This is a genomic window from Pseudomonas sp. ZT5P21 (assembly GCF_054897785.1).
The window spans coordinates 4565397-4580257 of the sequence record NZ_CM142705.1; the positions used below are offsets into that span (position 1 = coordinate 4565397).

General features: G+C 58.3%; 11 protein-coding genes. All 11 read right to left on the reverse strand.

The window, feature by feature from the left end:
* Positions 1-153 precede the first annotated feature (153 nt).
* Entirely contained in the window at positions 154-1482 is a 1329-nt protein-coding gene (gene tilS / locus ACYZT9_RS21230; protein ID WP_462007271.1) for a tRNA lysidine(34) synthetase TilS, read from the reverse strand.
* A gap of 148 nt (positions 1483-1630) precedes the next feature.
* Complete coding sequence (locus ACYZT9_RS21235) at positions 1631-2578, reverse strand: acetyl-CoA carboxylase carboxyltransferase subunit alpha (protein WP_461951616.1); 948 nt, start codon at positions 2576-2578, stop codon at positions 1631-1633.
* Positions 2579-2728: 150 nt separating this feature from the next.
* Complete coding sequence (gene dnaE / locus ACYZT9_RS21240; protein WP_462007272.1) at positions 2729-6250, reverse strand: DNA polymerase III subunit alpha; 3522 nt, start codon at positions 6248-6250, stop codon at positions 2729-2731.
* Positions 6251-6326: 76 nt separating this feature from the next.
* Positions 6327-6953 carry a ribonuclease HII gene (rnhB, locus tag ACYZT9_RS21245; RefSeq protein WP_462010266.1) on the reverse strand — a complete coding sequence of 209 codons (627 nt, stop codon included), beginning with the start codon at positions 6951-6953 and terminating at the stop codon, positions 6327-6329.
* Between the two features lie 11 nt (positions 6954-6964).
* Positions 6965-8095 carry a lipid-A-disaccharide synthase gene (gene lpxB, locus ACYZT9_RS21250; RefSeq protein WP_462007273.1) on the reverse strand — a complete coding sequence of 377 codons (1131 nt, stop codon included), beginning with the start codon at positions 8093-8095 and terminating at the stop codon, positions 6965-6967.
* A 2-nt stretch (positions 8096-8097) separates the two neighbouring features.
* Positions 8098-8874, reverse strand: a complete 777-nt coding sequence (lpxA, locus tag ACYZT9_RS21255) for an acyl-ACP--UDP-N-acetylglucosamine O-acyltransferase (protein ID WP_462007274.1) — start codon at positions 8872-8874, stop codon at positions 8098-8100.
* Positions 8871-9311, reverse strand: coding sequence for a 3-hydroxyacyl-ACP dehydratase FabZ (gene fabZ, locus ACYZT9_RS21260; RefSeq protein ID WP_007907157.1), 441 nt, complete (start codon positions 9309-9311; stop codon positions 8871-8873). The genes lpxA and fabZ overlap by 4 nt, the downstream gene beginning before the upstream one ends.
* 108 nt (positions 9312-9419) lie before the next feature.
* Positions 9420-10475 carry a UDP-3-O-(3-hydroxymyristoyl)glucosamine N-acyltransferase gene (lpxD, locus tag ACYZT9_RS21265; protein ID WP_462007275.1) on the reverse strand — a complete coding sequence of 352 codons (1056 nt, stop codon included), beginning with the start codon at positions 10473-10475 and terminating at the stop codon, positions 9420-9422.
* Positions 10476-10478: 3 nt separating this feature from the next.
* Positions 10479-10982 (reverse strand): OmpH/Skp family outer membrane protein, encoded by a 504-nt coding sequence (locus ACYZT9_RS21270; RefSeq protein ID WP_008028980.1) that lies wholly within the window; start codon positions 10980-10982, stop codon positions 10479-10481.
* Positions 10983-11027: 45 nt separating this feature from the next.
* A complete protein-coding gene (gene bamA, locus ACYZT9_RS21275; RefSeq protein WP_462007276.1) occupies positions 11028-13403 on the reverse strand; it encodes an outer membrane protein assembly factor BamA in 2376 nt (791 codons plus the stop codon).
* A gap of 74 nt (positions 13404-13477) precedes the next feature.
* Positions 13478-14830 carry a sigma E protease regulator RseP gene (gene rseP / locus ACYZT9_RS21280; RefSeq protein WP_462007277.1) on the reverse strand — a complete coding sequence of 451 codons (1353 nt, stop codon included), beginning with the start codon at positions 14828-14830 and terminating at the stop codon, positions 13478-13480.
* Positions 14831-14861 lie beyond the last annotated feature (31 nt).

Consider the following 14861-nt stretch of genomic DNA (forward strand, 5'->3'; position numbering starts at 1 on the left):
ACAGACCGGGAGATGAGACACCGGTACGTTGCTCGCTACACATTTTTTGGAATCGCCCAGCAAAGACTGCTTGGTAATCGGCAACTCCTGCAATTCAGGCGAATCCACAGAAGTTGTATCAAGAAGGGAGCGTAGTCTACCGGAAAGCCCCTTTCAGCTCAAACCTTGATCTTCGTTCGATGGCTGCCAATGCAAATTCCAGCCGTCCTGCACGCTACCATTCAAGCCCCGCAGGTTGGCCACCGCCAGCAATTGCTCTTCTCGAAAGAGCAGCGGCAATCTGCCACGGACGAAGCCCGGCACCCTGCGCTCGTTAAGTAAACGCTTCAAATCCCGATGACCGCGATCGGCCAGGTTCATGGCCTCGCCGCCCTCACGATAGCGGATATACAGCGCGCCTTCGGGGATCTGACCGGTGAGTTTGAGCACGCCGTTATCAGGTAACGCCAACACTTGCGAGGGATCAGCCCACCTCCCGACGTCGAGTGCAGGTCGCAGCCAATGACCGGATAACCACCAGATGCGTCCGCCCGCCCGATGTAGCTCGCCATCCGCCAAACGCCAAATCGGACGGGCATCGGCGGTGGCATCCCGCAAATCCTCCCAACCCGACCAATGGTCACTGTCCGGAAGACGCGTCATCGCGGCGAGCCAGTGACTTACTGCATTTCGCTGCCGAGCGGCGGACAGGTTTGCAATCGGCAACAGCTCAAGAGACGGCACACCCAGCCAATCGAATTCACTGACGGTACTGGCGTGGGCGAGATCGATTTGCGCGAGCTCATCAAGCAACTCCCGGGCTTCGCTCAGATGCGCCGCGCTGCGGGCCATGTTCGCCACCGCTTGCGGCCAGCGTTCAGTCATGATCGGGAAAACCTGATGCCGCAAGTAATTGCGCGAGAACTGACGATCCTGATTCGAAGGGTCTTCGATCCAGCTCAATTGATGCTCCTTCGCGTAAGCCTCCAACTCTGCTCGCGTGACATCGAGCAAGGGTCGAAACAGATGCCCTCTACCCAGCACGCGCTGGCGCGGCATTCCCGACAACCCTCTCGCCCCCGCCCCACGCAGCAATCGAAACAGCAACGTTTCCGCCTGATCATCACGGTGCTGGGCGGTCAACAGCAACTCATTCGCGTGAGTGGCCGAGATGAAGGCGCCATAGCGCGCATCGCGTGCGGCACGCTCAGGGCTCGCGCCGGGTTGAACCTGAACGTGAACGATCTGTAGCGGCACACCAAGCACATCACAGACTGACTGGCAGTGTTCCGGCCACGCATCAGCCGCGGCCTGAAGACCGTGATGGACGTGGATTGCTTTGAGCTCGGGGAGGTGTTCGGTTTTTGCGAGATGGGCGAGAAGGTGCAGCAGGACGGTGGAGTCGAGACCACCGGAGAAGGCGATGCGCCAGGTTGTGGCGTTGCGCCACGGAGCAAGATTCAGCAGAAGCCTGGCTGGCAGATCAATCCTCGATGAGCTCATAGTGTTCAATTCGCCCAAATCAACTGTGGGAACGAGCTTGCTCGCGATAGCGGTGTAACAGCCAACCGATTAGTTGAATGTTAAGCCGCTATCGCGAGCAAGCTCGCTCCCACACTGGTTTTGCATCATTTGCCGAAGCAGCTTCAGATCAGAGACCGTAGCTCATCAGTCGCTCGTAACGACGGGCGAGCAGCGCTTCGTTGTCGAATTTCTTCAGCATGGCCAACTGCGAAGTCAGCTCGGCACGGATCGATGCAGCGGCCGCAGCCGGGTCACGATGCGCGCCGCCCAAGGGCTCGCCAATCACTTTGTCGACGATGCCCAAGCCTTTCAAACGCTCGGCGGTGATGCCCATGGCTTCAGCGGCATCCGGTGCTTTTTCCGCGGTTTTCCACAGAATCGAAGCGCAACCTTCCGGCGAGATCACTGCGTAGGTCGAGTACTGCAGCATGTTCAACTGGTCGCACACGCCGATTGCCAGTGCACCACCGGAACCACCTTCACCGATCACGGTGGCGATGATCGGGGTTTTCAGGCGAGCCATCACGCGCAGGTTCCAGGCAATCGCTTCGCTCTGGTTGCGCTCTTCAGCGTCGATGCCAGGGTAAGCACCCGGCGTATCGATGAAGGTCAGGATCGGCATTTTGAAACGTTCGGCCATTTCCATCAGACGGCACGCCTTGCGGTAGCCTTCCGGACGTGGCATGCCGAAGTTGCGGCGAACCTTCTCGCGCACTTCGCGGCCTTTCTGGTGACCGATGATCATCACCGGCTGGTCATCCAGACGGGCCACGCCGCCAACGATGGCGGCATCGTCGGAGAAGTGACGATCGCCATGCAGCTCGTCGAACTCGGTGAAGATGTGTTCGATGTAGTCCAGGGTGTACGGACGTTTCGGGTGACGCGCCAGACGCGCGATCTGCCAACTGGTCAGCTTGCCGAAGATGTCTTCGGTCAGCGTGCTGCTTTTGTCCTGCAGGCGGGAGATCTCATCGCCGATATTCAGCGAATTGTCGTTACCGACCAAGCGCAACTCTTCGATCTTGGCTTGCAGGTCGGCGATCGGCTGTTCGAAATCTAGAAAATTCGGGTTCATAGGCGTCCGTCTTGGGTCGACGTCCAAGAGAGCTTGGGCCGGCCGGTTGTCTATTCGCGCCCTACCTTAAGGGAGAGGCGCGTTCAGGTCGAGATTAAACTGCGTCGAGATCAGAGGGCACTCTTTATGACAAAAAATGACACCTGACCGTCAACGGTATTGGAGGAAGACGTTGTCTCGCCCGAACTGGTCACGCAGGGCTTGAATCAACGCATCCGCCGGGTCGATTCGCCAAGTCTCGCCGAACTGCAGCAAGGCCTTCGCATCGGGGCTCGTGTACTCCATGGTGATCGGGCACGCGCCGCGGTGACGCTTGAACAGCTCACCCAGCCAGCGTAGCTGATCGCCCTTCAAATCCTTGGTCTGCAGCTTCAATCGCAGGCTTTCGGCCAGGTTGGTGCGCGCATCTTCCATGCTCATCACCCGCTTGACCCGCAAGCGCAAACCGCCAGAGAAGTCGTCGTTGCTGACTTCGCCTTCAACCACCACCATCGCGTCAGTCTGCAACAGCGACTGCGCCGAATGGAACGCCTCGGCGAACAACGAAGCTTCGATCCGGCCAGAGCGGTCGTCAAGGGTGATGAACCCCATCTTGTCGCCCTTTTTGTTCTTCATCACCCGCAGGGCGATGATCATGCCTGCGACGGTCTGGGTATCGCGCGCCGGCTTCAGGTCGATGATGCGCTGACGGGCAAAACGGCGGATTTCGCCTTCGTATTCGTCGATCGGGTGACCGGTCAGGTACAGGCCCAGGGTGTCTTTTTCCCCTTTCAGGCGTTCCTTCAGGGTCAGCTCTTTCGCCTTGCGGTGATTGGCGTAGACGTCGGCATCTTCTTCTACAAACAACCCGCCAAAGAGGTCGGCATGACCACTGTCGTGGGTGCGGGCGGTTTGTTCGGCGGCCTTGATCGCCCCTTCCATCGCGTTCAGCAAGACCGCGCGGTTCTGGTCGATGCTCGCTTGATAGGCTTTCGGTTCGTCATGGAAATACGGACCCAGACGATCCAGCGCACCGCTGCGGATCAAACCGTCAAGGGTGCGCTTGTTGATGCGCTTGAGGTCGACACGGGCGCAGAAATCGAACAGGTCCTTGAACGGCCCGTCCTGACGCGCCTCGGTGATCGCTTCAACCGGCCCTTCGCCCACACCCTTGATCGCGCCGAGGCCGTAAATGATCCGGCCTTCGTCATTCACCGTGAACTTGAACTCGGAGGTATTCACATCCGGCGCGTCGAGTCGCAGCTTCATCGTGCGAATTTCTTCGATCAATGTCACGACCTTGTCGGTGTTGTGCATATCCGCCGACAGAACCGCCGCCATGAACGGCGCCGGGTAGTGCGTTTTCAGCCACGCGGTCTGGTACGACACCAGACCATACGCAGCGGAGTGGGATTTGTTGAAACCGTAACCGGCGAATTTTTCTACCAGGTCGAAAATGTTACCGGCAAGGTCGGCATCGATATTGTTGGTCTTGCAACCCTCAATGAAACCGCCGCGCTGCTTGGCCATTTCCTCGGGCTTTTTCTTACCCATGGCCCGACGCAGCATGTCGGCACCACCGAGGGTGTAACCGGCCATGACCTGGGCAATCTGCATCACCTGTTCTTGATACAGGATGATGCCGTAAGTCGGTGCCAGAACCGGCTTCAGGCCCTCGTACTGGTAGTCCGAGTGCGGGTAAGCGAGTTCGGCGCGGCCGTGCTTACGGTTGATAAAGTCGTCAACCATGCCCGATTGCAAGGGGCCCGGACGGAACAGGGCCACCAGTGCGATCAAGTCTTCCAGGCAGTCGGGCTTGAGCTTTTTGATCAGCTCCTTCATACCCCGCGACTCGAGCTGGAACACCGCGGTGGTCTCGGCTTTTTGCAGCAACTGGTAAGTCGGTTTGTCGTCCAGCGGGATGAACGCGATGTCCAGCGGCGGTTCATCGACCTTGGCGCGGTCGCGGTTGATGGTTTTCAGCGCCCAGTCGATCACCGTCAGGGTCCGCAGACCGAGGAAGTCGAACTTCACCAGGCCAGCGGCTTCAACGTCATCCTTGTCAAACTGGGTTACAAGGCCATCACCGGCCTCGTCGCAATAAATCGGCGAAAAGTCAGTCAGCTTGGTCGGCGCGATCACCACACCACCGGCGTGTTTGCCGACGTTACGCACAACGCCTTCAAGCTTGCGCGCCATGTCCCAGATTTCCGCGGCTTCTTCATCGACCTTGATGAAGTCACGGAGGATTTCTTCCTGCTCGTAGGCTTTTTCCAGGGTCATGCCGACTTCGAACGGAATCATCTTCGACAGACGATCCGCCAATCCGTAGGACTTGCCCTGCACCCGCGCCACGTCCCGGACTACAGCCTTGGCCGCCATGGAACCGAAAGTGATGATCTGACTAACCGCGTTACGGCCGTATTTCTCGGCCACGTAGTCGATGACCCGGTCACGACCGTCCATGCAGAAGTCGACGTCGAAGTCGGGCATGGAAACCCGTTCCGGGTTGAGGAAACGTTCGAACAGCAGGTCATATTCCAGCGGGTCGAGGTCGGTGATCTTCTGCACATAGGCCACCAACGACCCGGCACCCGAACCACGGCCAGGACCTACCGGCACGCCGTTGCTCTTGGCCCACTGGATAAAGTCCATAACGATGAGGAAGTAACCGGGGAAGCCCATCTGGATGATGATATCCAGCTCGAAATTCAGCCGGTCTACGTAGACCTGACGCTTGGCTTCATAGTCTTCGGTGGTGTCCTTGGGCAGCAGAACGGTCAGACGCTCTTCCAGACCGTCGAACGAGACCTTGCGGAAATACTCGTCGATGGTCATGCCATCCGGAATCGGGAAGTTGGGCAGGAAGTGCGTGCCCAGCTTCACTTCGATGTTGCAGCGTTTGGCAATCTCGACGGTGTTTTCCAGCGCCTCGGGAATATCGCTGAAGAGCTCGGCCATTTCCTCGGCGCTTTTCAGATATTGCTGATCGCTGTAATTCTTCGAGCGCCGCGGATCGTCGAGGGCACGGCCTTCACCAATGCAGACGCGGGTCTCGTGAGCGGCGAAGTCTTCCTGCTTGATGAAGCGCACGTCGTTGGTCGCCACCAGTGGCGCACCGATTTTCTCGGCCAGAGCCACGGCGCCGTGCAATTGTTCTTCATCGTTGGGACGATTGGTGCGCTGGATTTCCAGGTAGAAGCGATCAGGGAACACCGCCATCCATTCCCGCGCGAGCTTTTCCGCTTCAGCCGGATTTCCACTGAGCATGGCCAGACCGATCTCGCCTTCTTTCGCCGCGGACAACATGATCAAGCCTTCGCTGGCTTCGGCCACCCACTCGCGCTCGATAATGACCGAGCCATTGCGCTGGCCATCGATGAAACCGCGGGAGATCAGCTCGGTCAGGTTGCGATAACCGACAGCGTTCATTGCCAAAAGACTGATCCGGCTCAGGCCGTTGTCCGGATCCTTGTTCGACAGCCACAGGTCGGCGCCGCAGATCGGCTTGATGCCAGCGCCCATGGCGGCTTTATAGAATTTGACCAGGGAACACATGTTGTTCTGATCGGTGACCGCTACGGCAGGCATGTTCATGCCGACCAGGGTCTTGACCAGCGGTTTGATCCGCACCAGACCGTCGACCAGGGAATATTCAGTGTGCAGGCGTAGATGAACGAATGAAGCCGGCATAGTGATCCTGTCTGTGAACGTGAAGACAACAAGGCCCGGATTGTACCGGGCCTTGGCAAAAACATCAGCCTTGCGACTAACTCACGATGAGACTTTCACGCGCTTCATACGCCAGCCGCACAGGCGCAAACGAGCGGCGGTGAATCGGCGTCGGCCCCAGGCGTGCCAGCGCTTCGAGATGAACGGGCGTCGGGTAGCCCTTGTGGCCGCCGATGCCGTAACCCGGGTAAATCAATTCGAAAGCAGCCATCTCGCGGTCGCGGCTGACCTTGGCCAGAATCGAGGCGGCGGCGATGGCTGGGACCTTGCTGTCACCTTTGACCACGGCTTCGGCGCGCATGGACAGCTTTGGGCAACGGTTACCGTCGATCATCGCCAGTTTTGGCTGAATATGCAGGCCTTCGATCGCGCGCCGCATGGCCAGCATCGTGGCGTGCAGGATATTCAGGTCATCGATTTCTTCGACTTCCGCGCGAGCGATGCACCAGCTCAGGGCCTTTTCGCAGATTTCGTCGTAGAGCTTTTCGCGGCGGGCCTCAGTGAGTTTCTTCGAATCGTTGAGACCGAGGATCGGACGGTTCGGATCAAGGATCACAGCCGCGGTCACCACGGCACCGCAAAGCGGGCCGCGACCGACTTCGTCAACACCGGCAACCAGATCTTCGACTTCAGCGACCAAGGTGAAATCCAGCCCCATTTGCATGTTTGTTTTACTCATTGTACTCGGCCAATCAGCTTCAGCACTGCATCCGCAGCCTGGTTGGAGGCGTCCAGACGCAGGGTCCGGTGGATTTCGTCGAAGCCACGGGTCTGTTCTTCGCCACCTTCGATCAGAGGCGACAGCGTCTGAGCCAGCGCTTCAACTGTCGCATCGTCCTGTAGCAACTCGGGCACCAACAGGCGCTGGGCCAGCAGGTTCGGCAACGAAACGTAGGGGCTCTTCACCATGCGCTTGAGGATCCAGAACGTCAGAGGCGCCAAACGATAGGCAACGACCATCGGCCGCTTGTACAACAATGCTTCAAGGGTCGCCGTTCCGGAGGCAATCAACACGGCGTCGCAGGCCGCCAGTGCCAGATGGGATTTACCGTCGAGCAGGGTCAGCGGCAGATCACGACCCACGAGCAATTCTTCAAGCTGCGCGCGGCGCTGGGGACTGGCGCATGGCATGACGAACCGCACGCCAGGACGCAGGGCGCGCAGGCGCTGGGCGGTATCGAGGAACAGCGCACCGAGACGCCCCACTTCGCCACCTCGACTACCGGGCATCAGCGCGACCAAAGGTCCGTCCGGCAAACCAAGCTCGGCCCGTGCCGCGGCGCGATCCGCTTCAAGCGGGATCGCATCGGCCAGGGAGTGCCCGACAAACCGCACCGGCACACCCTTCTCTTCATAGAATTTCGCTTCGAACGGGAACAGCGTCAGCATCAGGTCGCAACCTTCGCGAATCTTCAGCACCCGCTTCTGCCGCCACGCCCACACCGACGGACTGACGTAATGCACGGTCTTGATCCCGGCCTGACGCAGTTTGAGTTCGATATTGAGGTTGAAATCCGGCGCATCGATACCGATGAACACGGCCGGTTTCTCGGCGATCAGGTCCGCGATCAGGTTCTTGCGGCGTTTCAACAACTCGCGCAGCCGACCCAGTACTTCCACCAGGCCCATGACCGAGAGACGTTCCATCGGGAAATACGAGGTCAGGCCTTCGGCCTGCATCAGCGGACCACCGACTCCGATGAACTCGACAGCCGGATGCTGAGCCTTGAGCGCACGCATGAGACCGGCGCCCAGAATGTCACCGGAAGCCTCTCCCGCCACCAGCGCTATACGCAGATTAGCCATGATTAACGCGTGATGCCGCGGGTCGAAGACTGGATGGAATCACGGAACACCGCAACTTCCGGAAACTGCGCCGAGGGTTCGGTCAGTTCGGCGAGCGCTTGCTCGACGGTCAGGCCCTGACGGTAAACCACCTTGTAGGCACGACGCAGGGCGTGGATCGCGTCTTCGCTGAAACCACGACGGCGCATGCCTTCGAAGTTCATGCTGCGGGCTTCGGCCGGGTTACCGAATACCGTAACGTATGCAGGCACGTCCTTGCCGATGGCGGTACCCATGCCGGAAAAGCTGTGGGCGCCGATGTGGCAATACTGATGAACCAGAGTAAAACCGGACAGGATCGCCCAGTCATCTACGTGCACATGGCCGGCCAACGCGGTGTTGTTGACCAGGATGCAGTGGTTGCCGATGACACTGTCGTGGCCGATGTGAGCATAGGCCATGATCAGGTTGTGATCGCCGAGGGTCGTTTCCGCACGGTCCTGAATGGTACCGCGGTGAATCGTCACGCCTTCGCGGATGACGTTATGGTCACCAATGACCAGACGGGTTTCTTCACCTTTGTATTTCAGATCGGGCGTGTCCTCGCCTACCGACGAAAATTGGTAGATGCGATTGTGCTTACCGATTCGGGTCGGGCCCTTGAGAATCACATGCGGCCCGATCACTGTCCCCTCGCCGATTTCCACACCTGCGCCGATGATCGACCAGGGGCCGACCTCAACGTCGTCAGCCAGAATGGCCGACGGATCGATGATTGCGCGAGGGTCAATCAAACTCATAGTTTGCGTTCCGCACAGATGATTTCAGCGGAGCAGACTGGCTTGCCGTCGACCGAAGCCTGGCATTCGAATTTCCAGATCTGGCGCTTGCAGCTCAGGAACTTGGCTTCGAGGATCAACTGATCGCCCGGCAGCACCGGCTGACGGAAGCGCAGCTTGTCGGAGCCGACAAAGTAGTAAAGGGTGCCGTCGGCCGGTTTCACGTCGAGCATTTTGAAACCAAGGATCCCGGCAGCCTGAGCCATCGCTTCGATGATCAGCACGCCCGGCATGATTGGATGCGCGGGGAAGTGACCATTGAAGAACGGTTCGTTGATGCTGACATTCTTGTAGGCGCGAATGCGCTTGCCTTCCACGTCCAGATCCACGACCCGGTCCACCAGCAGGAACGGGTAACGGTGAGGCAGGTATTCGCGAATCTCGTTGATGTCCATCATTTCGGGGGGAAGCCTATGTAAAGATTGGAAACGCGCGACTGACGCGCGTTCCTCTAGCAAATCAAGGAGGCAGTCTAGCGGCTGTGCACACTTGATATGGAAATGGTATCAGCCATCTGATGAAGCATTGCCGTCAGGGGTCACTTCCCCTGTCCGCTTTTCCAGCTGTCGCAGCCGCCGCGCGATGTCATCGAGCTGACGGATACGTGCCGCGCTTTTGCGCCATTCGGCAGCCGGTTGCATGGCCGTACCGGAAGAGTAGGAACCCGGCTCGGTAATCGAGTGGGTCACCATGGTCATCCCGGTGATGAAAACCTTGTCGCAAATTTCGATATGCCCCACCAGCCCCACGCCACCGGCGAGCATGCAATGCTTGCCGATCTTGGTGCTGCCGGAAATGCCCACGCAGGCGGCCATGGCGGTGTGATCACCCACCTGGACGTTGTGGGCGATCTGAATCTGATTGTCGAGCTTGACGCCATTACCGATGACGGTATCGGCCAGCGCACCGCGGTCGATCGCGGTATTCACGCCGATCTCCACATCGTCACCGACCAGGACACCACCGATCTGGGCGATTTTCTGCCAGATGCCTTTCTCGTTGGCGAAGCCGAAGCCTTCGCCACCCAGAACGGCCCCGGATTGAATCACCACCCGTTTGCCGATGCGCACGTCGTGATACAGCGTGACTTTCGGGGCCAGCCAACCGCCCTCGCCAATCTCGCTGCGGGCACCGATAAAGCAGTGCGCACCGACAGTCACACCCGCGGCAATGCGCGCTGCACTTTCGATCACGGCAAAGGCACCGATACTCGCCGCCGGATCGACATCCGCGTCTTCCGCCACTACCGCTGTCGGATGAATACCGGCAGCCGCCTTGGGCTTGGGATCGAACAGGTGGGAAACGCGTGCATAAGCAAGATACGGGTCGGGCACCACCAGCGCATCACCGGTAAAACCTTCGGCGTCAGCGACTTTCAGCAACAGGGCTGCAGCCCGGCTGTCGACCAGGTATTTACGGTACTGAGGATTTGCCAGAAAGCTCAACTGAGCTGGGCCAGCCTCTTGCAAAGTGGCTAGCCCAGTAATTTCCTTCTCCGGGTCGCCACGCAGGGTGGCGCCGAGGAACTCGGCCAACTGGCCGAGTTTTATGGTCACTGTCATGGATTACTTCAGCTGATTCATGCGCTCGATAACCTGGCGAGTGATGTCGTACTGAGGTTTGACATCAATCACTGCGCCACGCTCGAAGACCAGGTCAAAAGCACCTTTCTTGATGACTTCTTCCACAGCGCTGTCCAGTTTCGGCTTGAGCTGCTTCAGCATTTCACGGTCAGCAACGGCTTTGGCTTCGTTCAGTTCCTTGGATTGGAACTGGAAGTCACGGGCCTTTTGCTTGAATTCAAGCTCCAGACGCTCACGCTCGCCTTGCTGCATCTTGTCGCCGCCCGCCATCAGACGGTCCTGAATGCCCTTGGCACTGCTTTCCAGCGTCTTGAGCTTGGTCAACTGCGGGCCGAACTTCTTCTCGGCATCCACGGCGTATTTCTTGGCCGCGTCGGACTCGAGCAGAGCCATCTGATAGTTCAGAACGGCGATTTTCATGTCGGCAAAAGCCGGGCCTGCTACCAGTACGGTCGCCAGGAGAACCAATTGAGTCAACTTACGCACGATGCACTCCTACAAAATCCATTGTCGTTATCTTGGGTCAGGCGCTTAGAACGTCTGGCCGAGGGAGAATTGGAACACTTGAGTTTCAGCCTCATCCGGTTTCTTGATCGGCATAGCCAACGCAAAACTCAGAGGACCCAATGCGGTGACCCAGGTCACGCCGACACCGACGGAGCTGGCCATGTTGCTCAGGCTGATGTCGTTGCACTGGGTATTGGACGACGAACCGTTTGCGTTGGTGCTGTCCTTACACGTTGAGTCGAACACATTACCCACATCCCAGAATACCGAGGTACGCAGGGAGCGCTGATCCTTGACGAACGGCAGAGGGAACAGAAGCTCGACACCGCCCTGGATCAGGACGTTACCGCCAAACGGTAGTGGATCCTGGTCAGGGTCAGCCAATGTGCCCGGGTTTGTGCCACGGCTCGGCGTACTGCGAGGACCCAGAGTACTGTCCTTGAAGCCACGAACCGAGTTGAATCCACCAGCATAGTAGTTTTCATAAAACGGCAAACCATCGGTCGAACCATAACCATCGCCATAACCCAGCTCGGTATGCAGGCGCACGGTGTAGTTATCACTCAACGGCTGGAACAACTGGCCCCGGTAGTCGAGCTTGAAGAACGACAAGTCACTGCCAGGCGTGGTGGTTTCCAGCACCAGGCTTTGGGAACGACCACGGGTTGCGAGCACGCCCTTGTTCAGAGTCGACTCAGACCAACCGGCCGATGCCTTGAAGTTCAGGTACTTGTCGCCTTCCTTGTTTACGAAGTCGAAAATCTCGTCAACCGTGTATTGACCGGTTTTGATCGTGTCTTGTTGCGCAGTCAGGCCGAAGGTCAGACGCGACGTTTCGCTGATCGGGTAACCGACGCTCACGCCCGCACCCAGGCTGTCTACGGCATAGCTGGCAACGTCGACGTCGAGGTCATCATAGTCAGTGGTGCGATAGAACGCGTTGTAACCCAGGCTCACACCGTCAGCCGTCCAGTACGGGTCGACATAACCGAAGTTATAGCGGCTCTGGTATTCACTGCGTGTCAAGCCAACGCTGACCTTGTTACCGGTACCCAGGAAGTTGTTCTGGGTGATCGAACCACCGAGGATCAGACCGGCACTCTGTGCGAAGCCAACACTGGCGGTAATCGAACCGGAAGCTTGTTCTTCTACGCTGTAGTTCACGTCAACCTGGTCATCGACACCCGGAACAGCCGGGGTTTCGACGTTGACTTCCTTGAAGAAGCCCAGACGCTCAAGACGGGTCTTGGACTGGTCGATCAGGTAAGTCGAAGCCCAGCCACCTTCCATCTGACGCATTTCACGGCGTAGCACTTCGTCTTCGGACTTGGTGTTGCCACGGAAGTTGATGCGGTTGACGTAAGCACGCTTGCCCGGATCGACGGCGAAAGTGATATCGACGGTGTGATCATCATCGTGCGGCTGGGGCACGCCGTTGACGTTGGCGAAGGTGTAACCCTCGTTACCCAGACGGCGAGTGATCAGTTCGGACGTGGTGGTCATCAGCTTGCGCGAGAACACCTGGCCTTTCTGTACCAGCAGCAACGACTTGACCTGGTCTTCAGGGACTTTCAGGTCACCGCTGAGCTTGACGTCACGAACGGTGTACTTCTCGCCTTCGTTGACGTTGACAGTGATGTAGACGTGCTTCTTGTCAGGGGTGATGGACACCTGGGTCGAAGCGATATCCATGTTGATATAGCCACGGTCCAGGTAGTAGGAGCGCAGACGCTCCAGGTCACCGGAAAGCTTTTCACGTGCGTACTTGTCGTCGTTCTTGAAGAACGACAACCAGTTGGTGGTCTTGAGTTCGAACAGATCGATCAGGTCTTCATCAGGAAAGACCGTGTTACCCACCACGTTGATGTGCTGGATAGCAGCGACGGTGCCTTCGTTGATATTGACCTTTAGGCCGACGCGGTTGCGCGGCTGCGGCACCACTTCGGTATCGACGGTAGCCGAGTAGCGACCTTGCGCGACGTATTGGCGCTGCAGCTCGTTACGCACACCTTCGAGGGTGGCACGCTGGAAGATCTCGCCTTCAGCCAGACCGGATTGTTTGAGGCCTTTCATCAGGTCTTCAGTGGAGATCGCCTTGTTACCCTCGATCTCGATACTGGCGACTGACGGGCGTTCGACTACCGTGATGACCAGTACGTTGCCATCGCGGCCCAGCTGGATATCTTGAAAGAACCCGGTTTTGAACAGCGCACGAGTGGATTCCACCAGGCGACGATCATCCGCCTGCTCACCGACGTTCAACGGCAAGGCCCCAAAGACGCTACCCGCGGAGACCCGCTGGAGGCCATTGACGCGAATATCAGAGATAGTGAAGGACTCGGCGTGAACTTCGGCGATCATCAATACGGTGAGAACCGCAGTTAGCAGCAGACGTTTCATGAAGTCCTTTCTTATTCCAACTGGCAATAAACAAACTGCCGCACAATGCGGCAGATTCGCAATTCAGCGTAGTGTTACAGACGGCCCAAATCATTGACCAGAGCAAGCAACATCACCCCGACCACCAAACTGATGCCGATCTGTATCCCCCAACCCTGCACCCGATCCGACAAGGGGCGACCACGCGCCCACTCGATCAGATAAAACAACAAATGCCCCCCATCCAGTACAGGAATGGGCAACAAATTCAGAACCCCCAGGCTAATACTCAGATAAGCAAGGAAATTCAGGAAATCAGCAACGCCCGACTGGGCAGAAGCGCCCGCCACTTTAGCAATGGTTATCGGTCCACTCAAGTTTTTTACCGAGAGCTCACCGAACAACATTTTCTTGAGCGAATCGAGGGTCAGTACGCTCATGGTCCAGGTGCGTCGAGCCCCCTCGCCAATCGCTGCCAAAGGACCGTAACTGACCTCGCGAATCATCTCCGGCGGCCAATCGATTGCCTTCACCCCGGCGCCAAGATAACCACTGGGTGATTTTTTCTCACCGCGAGCAGCGAGCGTCACAGGGACGTCGATTTGAGCACCATCGCGCTCGACGCGCAGCATGATTTTGGTGTCCGGTTGCTTACGGACGATGTCAACCACCTGCTGCCAGTCATCGAGCGCCTTGCCATCCAGCGCCAACAACCGGTCGCCGGTTTTCAGCCCCGCTGCCTGCGCCGGGCCTTTCGGATCAAGTTCGGCCAAAACCGGCGGTAATGCCGGACGCCAAGGGCGAATACCCAGAGAATGAATCGGATCCGGTTCGTCAGCGCCCTTGAGCCATTTATCCAGGACCAGCTCGCGAGGTGAATCCGCTGTGGAACCCTGCTCGCGAACCAGCACCTGAAGGGAACCACTCTCGCCGAGGCGACGGACCAGCTGCAGATTGACTGCGCCCCAGCCGAAAGTCGGCTCTCCATCAATGGAAATAATTTCCTGACCCGGGCTCAAACCGGCCTTGGCGGCAATGCTGCCGGACTCAACGGCACCGATGACAGGCCGCACCTGCTCGCTGCCGAGCATCGCGAGCACCCAGAAAAAAAACATCGCCAGTAAAAAGTTGGCAATCGGCCCCGCCGACACAATGGCAATGCGCTGACGCACGGACTTGCGATTGAAGGACTGATCGAGCTGATCGGCCGGCACTTCGCCTTCGCGCTCATCGAGCATCTTCACGTAGCCGCCCAGCGGGATCGCGGCGACGACGAACTCAGTGCCTTTCTTGTCGTGCCAGCGCAGCAACGGCAAGCCGAAGCCCACGGAGAAGCGCAGCACTTTGACCCCACAGCGACGCGCGACCCAGAAATGGCCGAATTCGTGGAAGGTGACCAGCACGCCCAGGGCTACCAGGGTGCCGACAATCATATAGAGCGCGCTCATCTACTTTCTCCGCAATCCTATCCAGTGCTGC